This is a genomic window from Luteibacter sp. UNCMF366Tsu5.1, assembly GCF_900119235.1.
GTDB classification, from domain to species: Bacteria; Pseudomonadota; Gammaproteobacteria; order Xanthomonadales; family Rhodanobacteraceae; genus Luteibacter; species Luteibacter flocculans.
The window spans coordinates 1,245,989-1,265,517 of record NZ_FPIS01000001.1 but is presented as its reverse complement, the minus strand read 5'-3'; the positions used below and the strand labels follow the sequence as shown (position 1 = coordinate 1,265,517).

The window sequence follows — 19,529 nt, the reverse complement described above, 5'->3', positions numbered from 1 at the left end:
GGCCCGCCGTTCCGGTCGGCGCCGTCCGCAACACGAGGTAATCCATGTCCTTCAATCCCGAGCGAAGCGAGCGCGGCGACCGCAAGCGCCGACGCGAACCCTCCGCCATCGACGCATTGCGCATTCCGCCCCATTCCATCGAGGCCGAGCAGGCTGTGCTGGGCGGTCTGATGCTGTCGCCGGATTCCCTGGACAAGGTCGCGGACAAGCTGGTCGACGACGATTTCTATCGGCGCGATCACCGCCTCATCTGGCGTGCCATCAACGAGCTCGCCAACAAGGGCATGCCCTGCGATGCCATCACCCTCGGCGATTGGTTCGTCGCCAATGAAATGGCGGAAATGGTCGGTGGTGCCACCTACCTCATGGAACTGGCGAACTCCACGCCCAGCGCCGCCAACATCGCCGCGTACGGCGACATCGTTCGCGAGAAATCGGTGCTTCGCCAGTTGATCGACGCCGGTACGTTGATCACCGAGGACGGCTTCCGTCCCGAAGGCAAGAGCGTGCAGGAAGTGATGGAACTCGCCGAACAGCGCGTGTTCCGCATCGCGGAGTCCGGCGCGCGTGGCAAGAAGGACATCGTCTCCGTGCGCGAAGCCACGGCCGAGGCCTTCCGCATGCTCACGGAGCGCTACGAGAAGCGCGGCCAGCTCACCGGCCTGTCTACGGGCTTCACCGACCTCGACGAACTCACCTCGGGCCTGCAGCCGTCGGATCTGATCATCATCGCCGCGCGACCGTCGATGGGTAAGACCGCGTTTGCCTTGAACCTCGCTGAAGCCGCGGCGATGCGCGGCAAGAAAGCCGTCGCCGTGTTCTCGATGGAAATGTCGGCATCGCAGCTGGCGTTCCGTCTGATCTCATCGCTCGGTCGCGTTCACGCGCAGCACCTGCGCAACGGCGATCTTGCGGAAGAAGACTGGCCGCGCGTCACCTCCGCGATCACCATGCTTTCCGACGCCAAGATCTTCATCGACGACACGCCCGCGATGTCGCCCGTGGAAATGCGTTCGCGTGCGCGACGCCTGCAACGCGAACACGGCCTGGGCATGATCGTGATCGACTACTTGCAGCTCATGCAGGTGCCGGGCAATTCGGAAAACCGTGCGACGGAAATCTCGGAGATCTCACGCGGGTTGAAGGCGCTGGCCAAGGAACTGAACGTGCCGGTGATTGCGCTCTCGCAGTTGAATCGCTCGCTGGAACAACGTGCCGACAAGCGGCCGATGATGTCCGACCTGCGCGAATCCGGTGCTATCGAGCAGGACGCGGACGTGATCATGTTCATCTACCGCGACGAGTACTACAACAAGGAATCGGCAGACAAAGGCCTGGCCGAGATCATCATCGGCAAGCAGCGAAACGGTCCGACCGACACGGTAAAGCTGGCCTTCCTCGGTCACTACACCAAGTTCGAGAACTGGGCGCCCGATTCCTACGTCGGCAGCTTCGACTGAGCATCGGCGGCAGTACGGGCAACGTGGTTTCGCATCGTCCAGACAGAGGATTCCCATGGCCCGTCGTTACCTGATCCTCGCGGCCTGCATGGTCATGACTCAAGCAGGCGCGGCGACGCGTATCGAGATCCCGGAGCGCCCCACAGCCGAGCAACGGAGCGGTATCGAAGCGCGGCTCAACGATTGGGCCGAGCTGGGTCGCTACGCCGCGGACAACGCACGGTTGCCCGCGCCAAAGGCCGGCGAACGGCGTGTCGTGTTCATGGGCGATTCGATCACCGATTTCTGGGGTCGCCCGACCGGTACCTTTTTTCCGGGGAAGCCGTATATCAATCGCGGCATCAGCGGGCAGACCACGCCACAGATGCTCGTGCGCTTCCGCGCGGACGTCATCGCGCTGAAACCGTCGATCGTGGTGATTCTGGCCGGTACCAATGACATCGCCGGCAACACGGGCCCTTCGTCGCTGGCGATGATCGAAGACAATCTCATGTCGATGACGGAGCTGGCCCGTGCGCACGGTATCCGCGTCGTGCTGGCCTCGCTGTTGCCGGTGGCTGCGGATGCCGAGCAAACAACGCGTCGACCGCCCGAGAGCATCCGTGCATTGAATGCATGGATGCGCAGCTATGCCGCGAGAGAGCACCTGGGTTTTATCGACTACTACGACGCCATGACCGACGCGCAAGGCGCGCTGCGGAAAGATCTCACCGATGACGGGTTGCACCCGAACGCGGCGGGGTATGCGGTGATGGCGCCGCTGGCGCAGACGGCCATCGACCACGCATTGCACGACGATCACTGACGATCTGGCGTGGCAAATCGCTCGCCCATTTTAGGATGACATCCTAAAGACGTCCCTGTTGGCGTTACCTAGCATGGACCGCTGCGTGACGGCCTTCGTGCGCATGCGCCCGGGCGCGCGAGGGCACGACGAATCGGGCCTTTCAGGAACCACCAACATGGACTTTTCCCTTAAAGCGGTTGCCGTCGTGGCAGCCTCGGCTTTCTGCGCTTCGTTCTGCACGCCGGCCTCCGCGGGCCTTCCATTCTTCAACAAGAAGAACAAGGCGCATGACGAAAAGGTCGCGCAGATTCCCAAATGCGCGAAGAAGCTTGGTTCCCTCTCGGTCATCGAGCCGGAGGCGTCGCAGAACTGGTGGTCGGGGCGCCAGCTTCCCGCGCCGACGAAGCTCATCAAGGTATTCGTCGCAAAGTCCGGTTGCTTCACCCTGGTCGATCGCAACGCGGGCATGGATGCGGCCATGCGCGAGCGCGCGCTGGCGTCGGGCGGTCAGCTTCGCGGCGGCTCCAACGTCGGCAAGGGACAGGTGAAAGCCGCGGACTACGTACTCGTGCCCGATCTGGTGGACAGCAACAATGATGCGGGCGGTGGTGGCATCTCCGGGCTGGCGCAGAGCCTCCTCGGCGGCGCCGCGGGGCGCGTGGCCGGCGCGGTCAAGTTCGATTCGAAGACGGCGGACGTCACGCTGACGGTCACGGATGTGCGCTCCTCGGAGCAGGTGGCCCTGGTCGAGGGACACGGTGAGAAGAACGACATCAGCTTCGGCGGGCGTGGGCAATTGTGGGGCAGCGAAAGCCTCGGCGCGGCCGGTCTCGGCGGCTACACGAATACGACGCAGGGGCAGGTCATCACGATGGCGTATCTCGACGCTTACACGAAACTCGTCGCCGAGTTGGGTGGGATGCCCGGCGACGCGTCTGCGGCGAACAGTCGTCAGTCCGGTACGGTGGCCGTCGCAACGCGCCTGTGGGCGCAGTCCAGCGGCAAGGGCAAGGTCGTGCGCGGGTTGGAACCGGGCATGACGGTCTATCCCACCGGCGACAAGATCGGTCTCATGTGGGAAGTGGAGGACGAGCACGGCAATCGCGGCTGGGTTTCCTCTGCGGACTTCGATCTAGCGAAATAGTCGCGCCACGCCTGCCGAGGTCGGCCATGCCGTTGCCACGCGATTGCCCGGCCGTTGCGGATAAACTGTGGGGTCGCCACTTTCCGCCAGCCAACGCCATGAGCCGTACCACGGTTGCCACGATCCACCTCGGCGCGCTGCGTCACAACCTGGCTCGCGTACGCGCCATGGCGGGTACGGCCAAGGTGATGGCCGTCGTCAAGGCGGATGCCTATGGCCACGGCCTCGAGCGCGTCGCGCGTGCGCTGGACGCGGACGCCGAGGCCTTTGCCGTGGCCGCCATCGCGGACGGACTGCGTCTGCGAGCGGCGGGACATCGGCAGCGAATCGTCGTGCTGTCCGGTCCCGATACGCCGTTCGACATCGCTGAAATGCAGCGCCTCCGCCTGGAGGCGCTTATTCACCACGATGTGCAGCTGCCTTGGCTGGCAGCCGCCGATCCGGCACGCGGGCCGCTGAGAGTCTGGCTCAAGATCGACACGGGCATGCATCGCCTGGGTTTTGCGCCCGAACGCGCGCGCGAGGTCCACGCCGCCCTGCTGGCGATGCCGGCGGTCGATCGGGACATTGGTTTCATGACCCATTTCGCCTCGTCGGAGGAGTTCGAGGGGCGCGAGACGGCCTTGCAGATCGCGCGCTTCAAGGATGCCACGGCGGATCTGCCGGGGGACCGCGCGCTGTCCAATTCCGCAGCGCTGCTTGGCTGGCCGGATGCACGCGCCGACTGGGTGCGCACGGGTGGCTTGCTGTACGGCCTTTCGGTGGTCGAGGGTCGCTCGGGCATCGATTTCGGCTTTCGCCCCGCCATGTCGCTCGCCACCCGGCTGGTGGCGATCAATCACCTCGTGAAGGGCGAGCGGGTCGGCTACAACGGTACGTATGAATGCCCCGAAGACATGCCTGTCGGTGTGGCTGCCATCGGCTATGGCGACGGCTATCCGCGCAGCGCCGTGGCCGGCACGCCGGTGCTGGTCAACGATCGTCTCGCGCCGCTGGTGGGACGCGTGTCGATGGACCTCATCACGCTCGACCTGCGTGACGTGCCCAACGCCCGCGTCGGCGACAAGGTAACGCTATGGGGCGAGGGCCTGCCGGTGGAAACCGTCGCCGCCTCAGCCGGCACGATCTCCTACGACCTCACCTGCGGCATGACCCGACGCGTACTGTTCGTCGAAGACGAGAACTGAACTGCGCCACGGTGACGCGTATCGCACTGTGCGACACGCCCGCGCTATATATCGACCTTCGCAACAGGAATCTCCCCGATGGCCAAGGCCAAGACCGCCTACGTCTGCACCCAGTGCGGCGCCGAGCACAGCAAATGGCAGGGTCAATGTGCCGAGTGTGGCGAATGGAACGTGCTATCCGAGTTCGTCGTGCAGCCGGCGAAGCCCGCCGCGGTATCGACCGGCGCGCGTCGTGGCGGCTATGCGGGTGAAGCGGCCGGCGCGCCGCGTATCACGCCGCTCACGGAGGTGCTGCTGACCGCGGAAGCGCGTACCAACACCGGCATCGGCGAGCTCGATCGCGTGCTGGGCGGCGGTCTGGTCGATGGCTCGGTGGTGCTGATCGGTGGCGACCCCGGGATCGGCAAGTCCACGCTGCTGCTGCAGATGCTGGGCACGCTGGGCGCCAGCCTGCCGAGCCTCTACGTCACCGGCGAAGAATCGCTGGGGCAGGTGGCCGGTCGCGCCCAGCGTCTCGATCTTCCATTAGGGCCGTTGCATGCGTTGGCCGAGACCTGCATCGAGCGCATTCTGGAACAGGCTGCGTCGGCGCGGCCGCGCGTGCTGGTGATCGATTCGATCCAGACTATCTGGACGGAAATGCTGACCGCAGCACCGGGCTCCGTGAGTCAGGTGCGCGAGTCCGCCGCGAAGCTGACGCGGTTTGCGAAGGAGACCGGCACCTCGGTCTTCCTCGTGGGTCACGTGACGAAGGAGGGCGGCATCGCCGGTCCGCGCGTGCTCGAGCACATGGTCGATGCCGTGCTGTATTTCGAAGGGGAATCCGGAAGCCGCTTCCGCGTGCTGCGCGCGTTCAAGAATCGCTTTGGCGCGGTGAACGAACTCGGCGTGTTCGCCATGTCCGAGAAAGGACTGCGCGAAGTGCCCAATCCTTCTGCGATCTTCCTCTCCGCGCACGCCGGACCGACGCCGGGGAGTGCGGTCATGGTCACGCGCGAAGGCACCCGCCCGCTGCTGGTGGAGGTGCAGGCGCTGGTGGATCAGTCGTCGCTGGGCAATCCGCGCCGAGTGGTGCTCGGCCTTGAACAGAACCGTCTCGCGATGCTGCTTGCCGTGCTTCATCGGCATGGTGGCGTGGCGGCGTACGACCAGGATGTGTTCGTCAACGTGGTGGGCGGCATCCGTGTGCAGGAAACCGCGTCCGATGTACCGGTGATCATGGCCGTGTTGTCGAGCTTGCGCGATCGTCCGCTGCCCGAAAAGACCATCGCCTTTGGCGAGGTCGGTCTGTCCGGTGAGATCCGCCCCGTGCCCAACGGCGAAGAACGCCTGAAAGAAGCGGCCACGCACGGTTTCCGTCGCGCCGTGGTGCCAGCGGCGAACGCGCCGAAGCGTGGCCGCGTGGGCGAGATGGAAGTGATCGGTGTCGAGCGCTTGTCCCAGGCGATCGACGCCAGCCGCGAGTGATTCCGGCGCGGCCGTGGCGGTAAGCCGCCACGGCCGCATCGCACGGCGGAGCACCCGCTATTGCGGTGGCCCGAACAACACCACCGCGCGTTCCTTCCAGGTCCGCGCGGATTTCATGGTGCGAAACATCTGTAGCCAGGTATGGAAGGCGATGCGGACGGGGTTGTGGCTGTATATCGGCTTCACCAGACCGTACCGAGGCGGTTCGTCCTCACGCTCTCTGCGGAACGAACCAAACATCCTGTCGAACACGATCAGCACACCGCCGTAGTTGCAATCGATGTAATCCGGATTGCTGGCATGGTGCACGCGGTGGTGCGACGGAGTGTTGAACACGAACTCGATCGGTCGCGGCAATCGTCCGATCAGTTCCGTATGCAACCAGAACTGATACAGCAGATTCACCGCCAGCGCGGCGAGCACGACGGGCACCGGAAACCCGAGCCATACCAGCGGCGCGAAGAAGATCGTGGCGCCAGTGATCTTTCCGGTCCAGCCAAGGCGATAGGCGGACGACAGCGTGTACTGGTTCGACGAGTGGTGAACCGAGTGATTGAGCCAGAACCAGTGGATGCGGTGATCGGCACGATGCATCCAGTAGTAGCAGAACTCCTGGCCCACGAAGAGCAAGGCCCAATGCCACCATCGGTCCATCGTGAAGGTGGCGATGCGCCATGGCCATACTGCATAGAGCAACGCTCCGATGATTCCGGCCCCGAGCAGTCCGTTGATCAGCACGCGGCCTGCTGCATCCCCGAGCGACGCCCAGTAGGCTTTCCAATCGTGGCCGAGTCCGCGTCGTTGTCGCAGCCAACCTTCGGCGGCGGCGATGAGTACTAATAGCGGCAGCGGTAGCACCAGCAAGCCGAGCGACGAGGTATCCATGGTGATCGCCTTGCTCGTTCAGCGGCCGAAGCGCTGTCGCGCGACGTCGACGGCCTGCTTGAGTTCGGCGGCAGACAGCTTTCCATCGTGGTTGGTATCGATCTTGTCGAAGTTCTTGGCGACACGCGGCAGGCTGGCTTCGGCTTCCTGGCGATCGATAAGGCCGTCGCCGTTGGCATCGGCAGCCTTGAGGCGTGCCTGCATGTCCTGCTTGGCCTGGGCGGCGCCTTCGCTCTGCGCGAAGGAGGAGGTGGAGGCGACGAGCAGCGTTGCGGCAAGTAGGTAGGGACGTTTCGGCATGGGATACCTCGTTGGCTGAAAGGGTGGCCATCCCTGGCCTGGGGGAGGGTTGGGCATCAGTTACCGCGGCACGCGATCGTCTCGCCTACCGCGTTGGTGCAGGTGCCGGTGTGGGTAACCGTGCCGTTCTGGACGGTGGTCGAACCGTTGTAGGTGTTTCCGCTCTGGCCGGTAGCGCTGGTGCTGCGACTGCCATTGACGTTGCCGGACGCGTCGCGCGCGATGCTTCCGCTGGTGGTCGCGGTGCCACCGTTGGGGCCGTTGACCGAGGCACTGCCCTGGCGACCGGCGCTCCCGTCGGCATTGCGGTAGAAGCTGCCTTGGCGCTGCGCGGTGCCGCCGTCGGCACCGGCGGCATACGCGCCGCTGCGGCCACTGACATTGCCCTGGCCATCGCTGTCCACACGGTGTCCGCGCTCATAGGAACCGCGATCGCCACGGGCGGCCGCACCGGTGACGGCAGTACGCCCGCCATCACCGGTATGGACTACGGCGTGGCCGCGGACGCGGCCTTGCGCCGAGACGTCCGGAATGGCGGCAACGGAAGCGCCGGCCAGCACAAACGTCGCCATCAGCAGGGTCGTTCTGTTCATGGGTATCTCCTTCGGGTCGGCGCGAGGCATCCTCGCGGTGAGGCCAAGCTAATCCCGGCCCGGACCGAACGTATGTCGCCATCGCCACCAGATGTTTCGGCGGGGCGCCTCGGAAACATTTGCTTACAAACGGCTCCGAAAGGGCGTTGCGCCGGCTCGCGGCCAGCCGCGATAGTGGCCCCATGGACGAAAACCTTGCCCGCATCCTTCTGGTCGACGATGACGCTCGCCTGCGCGACCTGCTGCTGCGCTACCTGGAATCCCAGGGTTTCGAAGTCAAAGGCGTGGGCGATGGTATGCAGATGCGCCAGGCGCTGGACCGCGGCCACTACGACCTCATCGTGCTGGACTTGATGCTGCCCGGCGAAGACGGCCTCGATATCTGCCGTCGCCTGCGCGGTCAGGGCGACGCCACGCCGATCGTGATGCTCACGGCCAAGGGCGACGAGATCGATCGCATCGTCGGCCTGGAGATCGGTGCCGACGACTACCTGCCCAAGCCCGTCAATCCCCGCGAGCTGCTGGCGCGCATCCGCTCGGTGTTGCGGCGAGCGCGCCCGACGCCGGGTGCGCCGGAGCCCGACGGTGGTATCGTTCGCTTCGGTCCGTTTCGGTTGGATCTCGGGCGCCGCGAATTGAGCAAGCACGGCGAGATGCGGCGTTTGACCTCCGGCGAATTCGCCGTGCTGACGGTGCTGCTGCGGCACCCGCGACAGCCGCTCAGCCGCGATCGCCTGATGAGCCTCGCACGTGGCCGCGAACACGATGCGTTCGAACGCAGCATGGACGTCACGATCGCTCGCCTTCGCCGGCTGCTGGAAGACGACGTGCGCAACCCACGCATCCTCCAGACCGTGTGGGGCGTGGGTTACGTGTACGTGCCGCCGGATGAAAACGCATGATCCGCCTTCCGCTACCGCGCAGCGTGTTCGGGCAACTCGTGCTGGTGATCGGGCTGGTGTTGCTCGGGGCGGCCGTGTTGGCTGTGGCGATGGGGCGGCAGATGACCACCCGCCCGGCTGCCGTGCAATTGCTGAAAGCGATGGACGGCTTTGCGGATGTCGCCGAGGAACTGGCACGCACCCAGCCCCATGAACGCGTGGTGGCCCATTTGCGCGACGCCGGGCTGGCAGTGAGCGAGTTGCCGCCGCCATCGCGGGACCTCCGTGCCGTGCCAGTCATGCGCGAGTTGATCGAACAGGCGCCGCAACAGCTCACACACGGTCGCGAGGTGCGTCTGGGGCGCCTCGGAACGGCGAACGTGGTGTGGCTGAAGCTCGATACACAGCCGGCCCTGTGGGTGTCGTTCGCTCTCGATCAGCGTGCCAGTCGCGTGTTGCGCTTTTCGGTACTGATGTTGATCGTGGGTGCCGTGCTGGTCTGGCTTGCGGCGGCATACTACGCACACCGTCTGGTGGTGCCGTTGCGGCGCCTGGCGCAATCCGCACCGGCGATCGTGCGGGGCGAATCGCCATCGCCGGGGACTCTGGCGGGGCCGCAGGAAGTGGAGGAGCTGGCGCGCGCGCTTGCCGATTCGAGCAAGGAGGTACGCGAGGCGGCCGAGGAACGCGCACTGATGCTGGCCGGCATCTCGCACGACCTGCGCACGCCGCTGACGCGCCTGCAATACGCCATCGAACTGGTGCCCGGTGTCGATTCGGAACTGCGTGCCGGGATGCATCGCGATATCGCCGATATCGACGCGATCCTTTCGCAGTTCATTGCTTACGCGCGGGATGGCCGCGACGAAGCGAGCGAACCGCTCGACCTGGCCGTGCTTTGTCGCAACGCGATCAGCGCGTGTGAGGGCGAGTGGCAGGTCGATACGCCTGCCCACGCGCCGATGACCGGCAGACCGATGGCGCTGTTACGCGCAGTGGGCAACCTGCTCGTCAACGCGCAACGGCACGGTGCGCCGCCTTACGCGCTGGCACTTTCGCGTCAGGACGACGCCTGGTGCGTCGACGTCGTCGACCACGGTCCGGGCTTGCCCGAGCAGGTTGCCGAGCGCGCTCGGCAGCCCTTCGTGCATGGCGAGGGCGGCGGTACCGGCCTGGGGCTGGCGATCGTCGAGCGCGTCGCACGTCAGCATGGCGGCGAGCTGCGGCTCGCGCCGCTCCGACCTCATGGGTTGATGGCAACGCTTGTGTTGCACGGAAGTTGAACGACTCCACCTCTCGGGCAGACATCATGGGCATGAAACGAATACGTGGGATTCTCGCTGCGGTATGCATCGCCGTAGGTGTTGGCGGTATCGCGCATGCCGCGCAAGAAGACGTATCGCGAACCGATTCGAGAGTCCTGCGCGACGTGGCTTATGGCGACGACCCTCAGCAGCGTTTCGACGTCTATCTGCCGCCGTCGCCGCGCCATGCGCCGGCGATCTTCATGGTGCATGGAGGAGCCTGGGTCATCGGCGACAAATCCAATCCGGGCGTGGCCGATAACAAGGCGGCGTACTGGTTGCCGAAAGGGTATGTCGTGGTCTCGGTAAATTACCGGATGCTGCCCGCGGCCCGACCGTTGGAGCAGGCCCGGGACGTCGCTCGCGCCTTGGCCACGGCGCAACGCATGGCCACCTCATGGGGCGCAGACCGCGATCGATTCGTCCTGATGGGCCACTCGGCAGGCGCGCACCTGGTCGCCTTGCTGGGTGCCGATCCCGACATGCTGACTGCTGCTGGGGCCGTTCGGCCGCGCGGGGTCGTTTCGCTCGACAGCGCCGCCATGGACGTGGTGCAGATCATGGAGTTTCCGCGTCATCCCAGGCTCTACGATCGCGCCTTCGGTGACGATCCGCGCGAATGGGCTGCTGCGTCGCCGTACCATCGACTCCAGGCAGACGCGCTGCCAGTGTTGGCGGTGTGTTCCAGTCAGCGTTTCGATGCGTGCCCGCAGGCACGGCGCTTCGCGCAGAAGGCGGCAGGGCTCGGTGTACGTGTCGACGTGTTCCCGCAGGACCTTTCGCACGCCGAGATCAACCGAACGCTGGGGCTGCACTCCGATTACACCGAGCGGGTAAATGCGTTTATCGCCGGACTCGTGGTCCCGTAGCGAGACGCATGGTGTCCAGGCGCGCCGTCTCGGGTTAGGGCGTTCTGTGCAGGATCAGCTCGAGCACGGCCTTCGTACCGAAGAACGCGAGCAACAGGATGCCCATGCCGATCAGTGTGAGATACACCGCGCGGATGCCGCGCCAGCCGTATTGCCAGCGGCCCCACAACAACACGCCGAACACGATCCAGGCGGCGATCGAGAGCACGGTCTTGTGGACGAGATGCTGACTGAAGAGATTGCCGACAAACAGCGTGCCGGTGACCAGCGTCAGCGTGAGAAGTACGAAGCCGACCGCGATCAAGCGGAACAGGAGCACTTCCGTCAGCGTAAGCGGGGGCAGGGCGCGTAGCCAGTGCCCGAAGCGACTGCGGCGCAAGGCACGTTCCTGAATCGCCAGGAGCACTGCCAACGCGGCGGCGAGGGAAAGGATGCCAAAGGCTAGGATCGCGATCGTGACGTGCAGTTCGATCTGCCAGGTCATCGCCTCAGGCGCGGTGCGCGGGGCGAGGAAGGTGTCGATGGCCAGGAACACCGCCGACAACGGAAAGATCAGGATGCCCAGGCCGGCGATGGGGCGCGAAAGGTTCACCACAATGGTGAGCGCAGAGGCGATCCAGGCGACCAGCGAGAGCGCAGCGAAGAAGTGCAGGTCGAGCGTGCCGCGATGCGCGGAGAGCAGCACTGCGCCGTGCGCAATCGCGGCGACGGTCGCCAGCGCCATGCCGGCGCGCGCAAGCGGTTGTCCACCTGTCGCGAGCGGCCGGGCGAGGACGCCGGCAGCGGTCAGGTAGAAGACGATGGCGGCCAGGGACAGGATGGTAACGGTCATGGACGCGCAGTGTGGCATAGAGAACAGGCGTTGTAGTTGTAGGAGCCGCCATGGCGGCGAGGGAAACCTAGCCTTGAGCCTGCATATGGGCTTTGGCTTCACCGCTTCGTGGACTTCTCGCCGCCATGGCGGCTCCCACACAGGTCCGTGTGCGCTTCGAGCGGAGCGGTGGTGTGTGTGGGGTTCGGCTATAATCCCTGGTTTATTGCATCTTGACCGAATCCCCATGTTCGAATCGCTCAGCCAGCGCCTGTCCGACACCGTCAACCGCCTGCGTGGCCGCGGGCGGCTGACCGAGGAAAACATCCGCGAAACCCTGCGTGAGGTTCGTATCGCCCTGCTCGAGGCCGACGTGGCCTTGCCGGTGGTGAAGGCGCTGGTGGAACGCGTGAAGGTTCGCGCCGTCGGTCAGGAGGTCCTGAAGAGCCTGTCGCCGGGTCAGGCGCTGGTCAAGGTCGTCAGCGACGAGTTGACCACCCTGATGGGAGCGGCCAATACCGAACTGAACCTGGCGGCGCAGCCGCCGGCAGTCGTGCTCATGGCCGGCCTGCAGGGCGCGGGCAAGACCACCACCGTCGGCAAGCTCGCCCGCTTCCTGAAGGAGCGCAAGAAGAAGCGCGTCATGGTCGTGAGCTGCGACGTCTATCGTCCGGCCGCGATCGAACAGTTGCGCACCCTGGCGTCGCAGGTCGACGTCTCGTTCTTCCCGTCGGAAGCCGGGCAGAACCCGGTGGACATCGCCAAGGCCGCCGTGGCGGCCGCCCGTCGCGAAGTCATCGACGTGCTGCTGGTGGATACCGCCGGCCGACTGCACGTCGACGCTGCCATGATGGACGAGATCAAGGCGCTCCACGGGGCGCTCGATCCCATCGAGACGCTGTTCGTCGTCGATTCGATGACGGGCCAGGATGCCGCCAACGTCGCCAAGGCCTTCGCCGATGCGCTGCCGCTTACCGGCGTGGTGCTCACCAAGACGGACGGCGATGCGCGCGGCGGTGCTGCGCTTTCGGTGCGCTACGTCACCGGCCGGCCGATCAAGTTCCTTGGCGCGGGCGAGAAGTCCGACGCGCTCGAGCCATTCCATCCGGACCGCGTGGCCCAGCGCATCCTCGGCATGGGCGACGTGCTGTCGCTGGTCGAGGAGGTCGAGCGCAAGGTCGACCAGGAGAAGGCCCAGAAGCTGGCCGAGAAGGTCATCAAGGGCAAGCGGTTCGATCTCAACGACATGCGCGACCAGCTCGAGCAGATGAGTAACATGGGCGGCCTCGCCGGTCTCATGGACAAGCTGCCGGGCATGGCCAGCATTCCGGATAGCGTCAAGTCCAAGGTCAACGACAACGAGCTGAAGCGCATGGTCGCCATCATCGGCTCCATGACCAAGAAGGAGCGCCGCCATCCGGACCTCCTGAACGGCTCGCGCAAGGCCCGCGTCGCGCGCGGCTCTGGCACCCAGCCGGCGGACGTGAATCGCCTCCTGAAGCAGTACATGCAGATGGAAAAGATGATGTCCAAGCTGTCCAAGGGCGGCAGCAAGGGCCTTCTGCGCCAGATGCGCGGCGCCATGAAGGGCATGGGTGGCATGGGCGGCATGCTGCCGCCGGGCCGCTAAGGCGGCCCAGAGTGAACCGTGAACCGTAAACCGCAAGTAAGGGTGGCGGTCCCGGGTCCGCGGCGGCAGCTTACTGTTTACGGTTAACTCTTTACACACTCGAAATTTTCACTACAATGTCCGGCTTTACCGCGCCCGCTTCTCGCGCGCGCCTTGCCGGTCTTCGGCATTCTGGAGCTCGTAACTTATGGTCAAGATTCGTCTTTCGCGCGGTGGCGCCAAGGGCCGTCCGTTTTATCACGTCGTCGTGACCGACCAGCGCAGCCCGCGCGACGGTCGCAACATCGAACGCGTTGGCTACTACAACCCGGTCGCTTCGGGCAACGACAAGCGCCTCGAACTCGACGTTTCCAAGGTTGAGGCCTGGATCGCGAAGGGTGCGCAGATGACCGACAAGGTCCGTGCCCTGGTGAAGGAAGCCGGCAAGCTGGCTGCTTGATGTCGACGGAGTCCGGTAAGCGCGTCCGAGTGGGACGCATTGTCGGGCTCCATGGCGTGCAGGGACAGGTCAAGCTCGAAAGCTGGACCGAGCCCCGCATCCAGATCTTCCGCTACCAGCCCTGGCTGCTGACCGCGCCGGGCGTTGAGCGGGAAATGGACGGAATCCGCGGTCGCGCTCAGGGCAAGGGCATTGTTGCCACCCTGCCGGGCATCGAGGATCGTGATCAGGCGGCTGCCCTGGTCGGCTGCGAGATCACGGTCTCGCGCGACAAGCTGCCGCCGCCCGCGCCAGGTGAGTTCTACTGGACCGATCTCGAAGGCCTTGAGGTCGTAACCACGGAGAACGCTCATCTGGGTCGGGTCAGTCATCTCTTTTCCACCGGCGCCAACGACGTCATGGTGGTAAGGGATGGCGACAAGGAACGGCTGGTTCCGTTCGTCCAGGGCCCTTACGTGCATTCGGTCGATTTCGACGCCGGGCGCATCGTGGTGGACTGGGATCCCGAGTTCTGACGGCGAAACCTGAAGATCATGCGTATCGACGTGGTTTCGCTTTTTCCCGATTTCGTCCGCCAGTCGGCTGCGATCGGGGTGGTCGGAAGGGCGCAGCAGCGCGAGCTTTTGCAGGTGGAAACCTGGAATCCTCGCGACTTCGCCACCGACAATTATCGCACTGTGGACGGTCGCCCCTTTGGCGGCGGACCCGGCATGGTGATGCTGATCGACCCTCTGCGAGCGGCGCTCGCGGCGATTCGTGAGGCGGCACCGGAACCGGTGCATGTGATTTACCTCAGCCCGCAAGGTGCGCGGCTGACGCAGAAAAAGGTGGAAGCGCTGGCAGGCATGCCGCGAATCGCCTTGATTTGCGGACGTTACGAGGGTGTGGACGAACGCCTGATCGAGCACGAGGTCGACGAGGAGCTCTCAATCGGCGATTATGTGCTGTCTGGCGGTGAACTCGGCGCAGCGGTGATCATCGATGCGGTGGGTCGTCTACAGGAAGGCGCGTTGAACGATGCGCAGTCCGCCCAGCAGGATTCCTTCTCGGATGGTCTGCTGGATTGCCCGCATTACACCCGTCCCGTGCATCACGATGTGTGGGGCGGCGTGCCGGAGGTGCTGCTTTCCGGCGATCACGCGGCCATACGCCGCTGGCGTCGCAAGCAGTCGCTGGGTCGTACCTGGCTGCGCCGGCCGGATCTACTAACGCAGCGTGCGCTCGATGACGAATCGAGAGCATTGCTGGATGAATTCCGCCGTGAGTACACGCGGCCAAACGGTGCGGTCGGTAACGACCGCCGTAATGAAAATTGACAGGTGCGCCATGAACAAACTCCTCCAACAGTTCGAAGCCGAGCAGATCACCCGCCAGCTGCCGGATTTCGGTCCTGGCGATACCGTGATCGTCAACGTCAAGGTGAAGGAAGGTAACCGCGAGCGCGTCCAGGCGTTCGAGGGCATCGTCATCGCCAAGCGCAGCCGCGGTCTGCATTCCGCCTTCACCGTGCGCAAGATCTCGCACGGCACGGGCGTGGAGCGCGTGTTCCAGAGCCACAGCCGCTCGATCGACTCCGTCGAAGTGAAGCGCAAGGGCAAGGTCCGCGGCGCGAAGCTGTACTACCTGCGTGGTCTGGAAGGCAAGGCTGCGCGCATCAAGGAAGACGTCGCCGCCGCCGCTGCCGCCAAGGCTGCGAAGAAGGCTGCCGCCGCCGCCGAGTAATCGGCTGCGAGGTGCACGAAAAAGCCCGCGAGCGATCGCGGGCTTTTTTGTTTCTGGGGTTGCCGAAGAGACCCTGTGGGAGCCGTGTCCTCACACGGGCATGTATTCCTCGGCCAGCACCTTGGCGGGTTCCTGCAGGAAGTTGCCCTGGATGAAGTCCACGCCGCAGGCGAACAGCAGCGACGTGCTCACAGCGTCTTCGACCCATTCGGCGACGGTCTGCTTGCCGGACGAGTGGCTTTCCTTGCAGATCTCGGCGATCTTCTTCTGGTTTTCCGGGTGCTGCGGCAGGTCGGTCATGAAGCTGCGGTCGATCTTCAGGTAGTCGGCCTCGACGTGGTTGAGCATCTGGAACGAGTTGAGACCCGAGCCGAACTGCTCGATGGCGAAGCCGCCACCCGCCTTGCGCCACCCGGTGACGAATTCCTGGGTCGGTCGCAGGCTGGTCAGTACCTTCGATTCCGGCATCTCGATGACCAGCTTGCTGCGGCGCAGGTTGGCCGTCTGCAGGCGGCGGATGAGCCACGGCAGCAGTTCCGGGTCTTCCAGCGATTGCAGCGTCATCTTTACGAAGTAGGTGGTCGTGAGCCCATCGTTCTCGCGGTGGGCGAGGGCATCGATGGCATGGCCGAGCACCCAGCGGTCGATCGCAGGTAGGAGGCCGTTGCGTTCGGCGACCGGGAAGAAGTACGAAGGCAGCACGTCGCCCTTGGGCCCGCGCATGCGGACGAGGATCTCGTAGAACTCGCCGGCGGCGTCCTGCAGGCTGATGATCTGCTGGTGGTAAAGCCGCAGGCCGTCTTCCGAGAGCGCCTGACGGACCAGATCCAGCCAGTACTGCTCGCGTTCGGCGTCGGCCTTTTCGCGCGCCGCCGGATCGTGCAGTTCGACGCGGTTTCCGCCTTGGTTCTGTGCCGCACGCAGCGCGGTGCTGGCCTGATCGAGCGCCGTTTCCGTGTTGGCGTTCTTCTCGGCGAGCAGCGTGCCGCCGAGGGTGACGGTGACGGTGAGAGAGCGGGAGCCGGCGTCGAAGATGGTTTCGGCGATGGTGGTCCGCAGACGCTCGGTGAGCGCCGCGTGTTCAAGGTCGCCGCGTGGCGACAACACCAGGCCGAACGTATGGTCGCCGAGCACGCCGGCAATGTCTTCGTCGTCGATGGACTCGTTGACCTTCGCCGCGATGGCGGCGAGCAGGTGATCGGCATTGCCGATGCCCGCACTGGCGACGAGATCCTTCCAGTTGTCCGGTTCGAGCAGCACCACTGCCTGCCCGGCGCGACCGGCCGCGGCAGCGGCCACGGCCTCGTCGATGCACTCCAGCGTGTGTGCGCGGTTGAACAGGCCGGTGACCGGATCGCGCTGCAACTGCGCCACGAGCGCCGGGTCTACGGTCTGCTGGCGGAACACGATCTGCAGGCAGGCCTCGCCTTCGAAGGTCGCGTGGGCGAACTCGACCATGGCCTTGAACGTGCTGCCGTCGTCGCGGCGCGCGAGCAGTTCCATGGCGGGTGGCACCTTGTCGCCCTTCGACAGCCCGCGCAGCGTGCTCTTGAAGTCGTCGGCATGGGTGCCGGCAACGAGATCGAGGATGGGCAGGCCAATGATGTCGTCGACCTCGGCAAAGCCGAAGGCTTCGAGGTAGGCCTGGTTCACGCGCACGTGCATGCCTTCGTGGACATAGGCGATGGCGTCGCGGGAGGAGTCGAGCAGCGCGTCGCAGCGCCGCTCGGTTTCGCGCAGCGAGGTTTCGAGGCGGCGAACGAGCCGGCGGGTGGACAGCGCGTCGAATTCTCGCTGCACCACGGTCAGCACCTGATCGGCGCGCTTACGCAGCACCACGCCGCGTACGCCGTTGGCGAACATGTCCGCGATCGTCTCGTCGTCGAGGGTGTCGACGACGGCGATGAGGGAGAGATCGCGGCCGCTGGCGTCGAGCTGCCGCATGACCGCGGCAGGATCGATGCCCGGCACGCCGGGATTCATCAGTACCAGGTCGGGCACGGTGTCACCGAGGGCCGCCTGGATTTCGTCCGGACTGGTGGCGCGGGCGGGTCGCACGGCGATGCCGCCGTTGCGCAATACATTGATCAAGAGTTCGGCGTCTTCGACCGAGTTCTCGATGAAGAGGATCCTGATGACGTTGTCGTGTTTCATGCCGTTCCGGTTGCCGCTTGCTCATCCCGCGGTGCGGCGTGGCCGTACCGCTCCCCCATAGCGCGGTCCGGCAGGTTCATGTCTGCCGGGTGTTGCCCATACTAACGCGCGAAATCGGCAATGGGACGTTTCGAGGGATCGCCCGGCAATTCACGGACCAGACGGGGGACCAGGTAGCCCGGCAGGCGGCCCCGGAGGCCTTCGAGCAGTTCCAGCGCGCGGTCGTCTTCGACCTCGAAGTGCGCTGCGCCCTGCACCTTGTCGAGCTGGTGCAGGTAGTAGGGCAGCACGCCGGCCGCGAAGGAGCGTTCGCACAGCGCCGTCAGCGCGTCCACATCGTCGTTTACGCCACGCAGCAGTACCGACTGGTTGAGCAGCGTGGCGCCCGCGGCCCGCAAACGCGCACAGGCCGCATCCACGGCGTCGTCGAACTCGTTGGCGTGATTGGCATGCAGCACCACGACCTTCTGCACCGGCAGGGCCGATAGCCAGTCGACGAACGCGTCGTCCACGCGTTCCGGCAGCACGATGGGCAGGCGCGTATGGATACGCAGGCGGATCACATGCGGCAGGTCGGCCAGGCCCCGGGTGAATTCCTCGAGCTTGTGGGTGGCGAGCGACAGGGGGTCGCCCCCGGAAAGGATCACCTCGCGGATCGAGTGGTCGGCATGCAGGTGCGCCAGCGCCTCGCGCCATTGCGCCGCCGCGGCGATCTCCTCGCCGTACGGGAAGTGGCGGCGGAAGCAGTAGCGGCAATTGACCGCACAGCTCCCGCTGGCGATCAGCAGGGCCCGCCCGTCGTACTTGTGCAGCACCCCATGTCCGGCGCGTGAGGCCATGTCGCCCACGGCGTCCACGGAAAAGCCGTCGGCCGTGGCGGCCTCCTGGGCGCGTGGCAGCACCTGGAGCAGCAGGGGATCGGCCGCATCGCCCTGGCGCATCCGTGCGACGAAGCCGCGGGGCACGCGCAGGGGGAACCCCGCGTCGCCCGGCGGCAGGAGGTCGGGGCGATGCGCGAGACCGACGGCGGCCAGGAGTTCGCCGGCATCCGTGATGGCGTCCCGCCAGAGCTCGCGCCAGCCTACGGTGGGCGGCGATAGGCGGGGAGTGGGGCTTGCGGTTATCATTGCGGACCTTGGATCGGGCCGTAATGCCCGTGACGGACCCTATTTTAGCCGCCCACGGGGCGGATTTAACCCTGGAGCAGAAAGCGCATGGCGAGTCTTGGCCTCAATGACGTCAAAACGGGCAAGAAGATCCTTCACAATGGCGATCCGTGGGTCATCACCGAGGCCGACTTCATCAAGCCGGGCAAGGGCCAGGCGTTCACCCGTATTCGCGTCCGCAACTTGAAGGACGGTCGCACGACCGAACTCACGCTGAAGTCGAGCGATTCGTACGAAGAAGCCAACGCCACGGATACCGACGCGACGTTCTCGTACGTCGAGGGCACCGGCAACGATCGCGAGTGGGTCTTCATGCACTCGGAGACCTTCGAGCAGTACCGCGCGAACCTGGCCGCCATGGGCGACGCGTGGAAGTGGCTCAAGGGCGACGAGGAATGCGTCATCACCATCTTCAATGAAACCCAGATCATCGCCGTGCAGGCGCCGAAGTTCGTCGAACTGAAGATCGTCGAGACCGATCCGGGCGTGCGCGGCGACACCTCGGGCGGCGGCGGCAAGCCGGCCACGCTTGAGACGGGTGCCGTGGTTCGCGTGCCGCTCTTCGTCAACCAGGACGAGATCATCAAGGTCGACACCCGCACGGGCGAGTACGATAGCCGCGTCAAGTAAGGCCACTCTTCGCCCTGATATCGCGGCACGGCAGCCTCGGAGCACTTCCGAGGGCCGTGCCGCTCTTGCATGAGGCTCCCGCTTTTCCCACCGAGGCCCC

The 19,529-nt window shown here is 65.3% G+C and carries 20 protein-coding genes; 14 read left to right on the top strand and 6 right to left on the bottom strand.

All coding sequences use genetic code 11. From position 1 onward, the window contains the following. Positions 1-44 precede the first annotated feature (44 nt). From BT115_RS05620 to radA, 5 genes are all read left to right on the top strand, one after another. On the top strand, positions 45-1,460 hold the full coding sequence (locus BT115_RS05620; RefSeq protein WP_072321500.1) for a replicative DNA helicase: 1,416 nt from the start codon (positions 45-47) through the stop codon (positions 1,458-1,460). Positions 1,461-1,515: 55 nt separating this feature from the next. Next, positions 1,516-2,265 (top strand): SGNH/GDSL hydrolase family protein, encoded by a 750-nt coding sequence (locus BT115_RS05615; protein ID WP_072321499.1) that lies wholly within the window; start codon positions 1,516-1,518, stop codon positions 2,263-2,265. 157 nt (positions 2,266-2,422) lie between these two features. Then, complete coding sequence (locus BT115_RS05610) at positions 2,423-3,391, top strand: CsgG/HfaB family protein (RefSeq protein ID WP_072322273.1); 969 nt, start codon at positions 2,423-2,425, stop codon at positions 3,389-3,391. A gap of 98 nt (positions 3,392-3,489) precedes the next feature. After that, positions 3,490-4,578: an alanine racemase gene (gene alr / locus BT115_RS05605; protein WP_072322272.1), complete on the top strand. Its 1,089-nt coding sequence runs from the start codon at positions 3,490-3,492 to the stop codon at positions 4,576-4,578. 78 nt (positions 4,579-4,656) lie between these two features. After that, on the top strand, positions 4,657-6,045 hold the full coding sequence (radA, locus tag BT115_RS05600) for a DNA repair protein RadA (RefSeq protein ID WP_072321498.1): 1,389 nt from the start codon (positions 4,657-4,659) through the stop codon (positions 6,043-6,045). A gap of 57 nt (positions 6,046-6,102) precedes the next feature. Here radA and BT115_RS05595 read toward each other — a convergent pair whose 3' ends face one another. The 3 genes from BT115_RS05595 to BT115_RS05585 are packed head-to-tail and all read right to left on the bottom strand — an operon-like array spanning position 6,103 to position 7,823. Beyond that, positions 6,103-6,930, bottom strand: a complete 828-nt coding sequence (locus BT115_RS05595; RefSeq protein WP_072321497.1) for a sterol desaturase family protein — start codon at positions 6,928-6,930, stop codon at positions 6,103-6,105. Positions 6,931-6,948: 18 nt separating this feature from the next. Continuing rightward, positions 6,949-7,230: a hypothetical protein gene (locus BT115_RS05590; protein ID WP_072321496.1), complete on the bottom strand. Its 282-nt coding sequence runs from the start codon at positions 7,228-7,230 to the stop codon at positions 6,949-6,951. A 56-nt stretch (positions 7,231-7,286) separates the two neighbouring features. Continuing rightward, complete coding sequence (locus tag BT115_RS05585) at positions 7,287-7,823, bottom strand: hypothetical protein (protein ID WP_072321495.1); 537 nt, start codon at positions 7,821-7,823, stop codon at positions 7,287-7,289. A 182-nt stretch (positions 7,824-8,005) separates the two neighbouring features. On the opposite strand from BT115_RS05585, the gene ompR reads away from it, so the two are divergent. Genes ompR through BT115_RS05570 form a run of 3 tightly spaced genes read left to right on the top strand, consistent with a single transcriptional unit; the run spans position 8,006 to position 10,877 of the window. Then, a complete protein-coding gene (gene ompR, locus BT115_RS05580) occupies positions 8,006-8,725 on the top strand; it encodes an osmolarity response regulator transcription factor OmpR (protein ID WP_072321494.1) in 720 nt (239 codons plus the stop codon). Beyond that, positions 8,722-9,987 (top strand): HAMP domain-containing histidine kinase, encoded by a 1,266-nt coding sequence (locus tag BT115_RS05575; RefSeq protein ID WP_072321493.1) that lies wholly within the window; start codon positions 8,722-8,724, stop codon positions 9,985-9,987. Before ompR ends, BT115_RS05575 begins: the two co-directional genes overlap by 4 nt. Positions 9,988-10,019: 32 nt before the next feature. Then, a complete protein-coding gene (locus BT115_RS05570; protein WP_083527380.1) occupies positions 10,020-10,877 on the top strand; it encodes an alpha/beta hydrolase in 858 nt (285 codons plus the stop codon). A 34-nt stretch (positions 10,878-10,911) separates the two neighbouring features. On the opposite strand, the gene ccsA is transcribed toward BT115_RS05570, so the two are convergent. Continuing rightward, on the bottom strand, positions 10,912-11,709 hold the full coding sequence (gene ccsA, locus BT115_RS05565) for a cytochrome C assembly family protein (RefSeq protein ID WP_072321491.1): 798 nt from the start codon (positions 11,707-11,709) through the stop codon (positions 10,912-10,914). A 226-nt stretch (positions 11,710-11,935) separates the two neighbouring features. Here ccsA and ffh point away from each other — a divergent pair, with 226 nt between their 5' ends. From ffh to rplS, 5 genes are all read left to right on the top strand, one after another. Further along, a complete protein-coding gene (gene ffh / locus BT115_RS05560) occupies positions 11,936-13,318 on the top strand; it encodes a signal recognition particle protein (protein WP_072321490.1) in 1,383 nt (460 codons plus the stop codon). A 187-nt stretch (positions 13,319-13,505) separates the two neighbouring features. Next, positions 13,506-13,757, top strand: a complete 252-nt coding sequence (rpsP, locus tag BT115_RS05555) for a 30S ribosomal protein S16 (protein ID WP_072321489.1) — start codon at positions 13,506-13,508, stop codon at positions 13,755-13,757. Next, positions 13,757-14,272, top strand: a complete 516-nt coding sequence (rimM, locus tag BT115_RS05550) for a ribosome maturation factor RimM (RefSeq protein ID WP_072321488.1) — start codon at positions 13,757-13,759, stop codon at positions 14,270-14,272. Before rpsP ends, rimM begins: the two co-directional genes overlap by 1 nt. Before the next feature lie 18 nt (positions 14,273-14,290). Further along, positions 14,291-15,073, top strand: coding sequence for a tRNA (guanosine(37)-N1)-methyltransferase TrmD (trmD, locus tag BT115_RS05545; protein WP_072321487.1), 783 nt, complete (start codon positions 14,291-14,293; stop codon positions 15,071-15,073). Between the two features lie 10 nt (positions 15,074-15,083). Next, positions 15,084-15,479, top strand: coding sequence for a 50S ribosomal protein L19 (gene rplS, locus BT115_RS05540; RefSeq protein WP_072321486.1), 396 nt, complete (start codon positions 15,084-15,086; stop codon positions 15,477-15,479). 90 nt (positions 15,480-15,569) lie between these two features. Here the strand turns inward: rplS and BT115_RS05535 are convergent, their stop codons facing one another. Both BT115_RS05535 and epmB read right to left on the bottom strand, forming a co-directional pair. Then, complete coding sequence (locus tag BT115_RS05535) at positions 15,570-17,633, bottom strand: EAL domain-containing response regulator (protein WP_072321485.1); 2,064 nt, start codon at positions 17,631-17,633, stop codon at positions 15,570-15,572. Positions 17,634-17,734: 101 nt separating this feature from the next. Then, positions 17,735-18,760 (bottom strand): EF-P beta-lysylation protein EpmB, encoded by a 1,026-nt coding sequence (gene epmB / locus BT115_RS05530; protein ID WP_072321484.1) that lies wholly within the window; start codon positions 18,758-18,760, stop codon positions 17,735-17,737. Positions 18,761-18,847: 87 nt separating this feature from the next. On the opposite strand from epmB, the gene efp reads away from it, so the two are divergent. Continuing rightward, positions 18,848-19,429, top strand: a complete 582-nt coding sequence (gene efp / locus BT115_RS05525) for an elongation factor P (protein ID WP_072321483.1) — start codon at positions 18,848-18,850, stop codon at positions 19,427-19,429. Positions 19,430-19,529: the final 100 nt, after the last annotated feature.

What these genes read in the sequence shown, in the direction of transcription:
- BT115_RS05620 (WP_072321500.1), top strand. Translation starts at nt 45, where the DNA reads ATGTCCTTCAATCCCGAGCGAAGCGAGCGCGGCGACCGCAAGCGCCGA.
- BT115_RS05615 (WP_072321499.1), top strand. Translation starts at nt 1,516, where the DNA reads ATGGCCCGTCGTTACCTGATCCTCGCGGCCTGCATGGTCATGACTCAA.
- BT115_RS05610 (WP_072322273.1), top strand. Translation starts at nt 2,423, where the DNA reads ATGGACTTTTCCCTTAAAGCGGTTGCCGTCGTGGCAGCCTCGGCTTTC.
- alr (WP_072322272.1), top strand. Translation starts at nt 3,490, where the DNA reads ATGAGCCGTACCACGGTTGCCACGATCCACCTCGGCGCGCTGCGTCAC.
- radA (WP_072321498.1), top strand. Translation starts at nt 4,657, where the DNA reads ATGGCCAAGGCCAAGACCGCCTACGTCTGCACCCAGTGCGGCGCCGAG.
- BT115_RS05595 (WP_072321497.1), bottom strand. Translation starts at nt 6,930, where the DNA reads ATGGATACCTCGTCGCTCGGCTTGCTGGTGCTACCGCTGCCGCTATTA.
- BT115_RS05590 (WP_072321496.1), bottom strand. Translation starts at nt 7,230, where the DNA reads ATGCCGAAACGTCCCTACCTACTTGCCGCAACGCTGCTCGTCGCCTCC.
- BT115_RS05585 (WP_072321495.1), bottom strand. Translation starts at nt 7,823, where the DNA reads ATGAACAGAACGACCCTGCTGATGGCGACGTTTGTGCTGGCCGGCGCT.
- ompR (WP_072321494.1), top strand. Translation starts at nt 8,006, where the DNA reads ATGGACGAAAACCTTGCCCGCATCCTTCTGGTCGACGATGACGCTCGC.
- BT115_RS05575 (WP_072321493.1), top strand. Translation starts at nt 8,722, where the DNA reads ATGATCCGCCTTCCGCTACCGCGCAGCGTGTTCGGGCAACTCGTGCTG.
- BT115_RS05570 (WP_083527380.1), top strand. Translation starts at nt 10,020, where the DNA reads ATGAAACGAATACGTGGGATTCTCGCTGCGGTATGCATCGCCGTAGGT.
- ccsA (WP_072321491.1), bottom strand. Translation starts at nt 11,709, where the DNA reads ATGACCGTTACCATCCTGTCCCTGGCCGCCATCGTCTTCTACCTGACC.
- ffh (WP_072321490.1), top strand. Translation starts at nt 11,936, where the DNA reads ATGTTCGAATCGCTCAGCCAGCGCCTGTCCGACACCGTCAACCGCCTG.
- rpsP (WP_072321489.1), top strand. Translation starts at nt 13,506, where the DNA reads ATGGTCAAGATTCGTCTTTCGCGCGGTGGCGCCAAGGGCCGTCCGTTT.
- rimM (WP_072321488.1), top strand. Translation starts at nt 13,757, where the DNA reads ATGTCGACGGAGTCCGGTAAGCGCGTCCGAGTGGGACGCATTGTCGGG.
- trmD (WP_072321487.1), top strand. Translation starts at nt 14,291, where the DNA reads ATGCGTATCGACGTGGTTTCGCTTTTTCCCGATTTCGTCCGCCAGTCG.
- rplS (WP_072321486.1), top strand. Translation starts at nt 15,084, where the DNA reads ATGAACAAACTCCTCCAACAGTTCGAAGCCGAGCAGATCACCCGCCAG.
- BT115_RS05535 (WP_072321485.1), bottom strand. Translation starts at nt 17,633, where the DNA reads ATGAAACACGACAACGTCATCAGGATCCTCTTCATCGAGAACTCGGTC.
- epmB (WP_072321484.1), bottom strand. Translation starts at nt 18,760, where the DNA reads ATGATAACCGCAAGCCCCACTCCCCGCCTATCGCCGCCCACCGTAGGC.
- efp (WP_072321483.1), top strand. Translation starts at nt 18,848, where the DNA reads ATGGCGAGTCTTGGCCTCAATGACGTCAAAACGGGCAAGAAGATCCTT.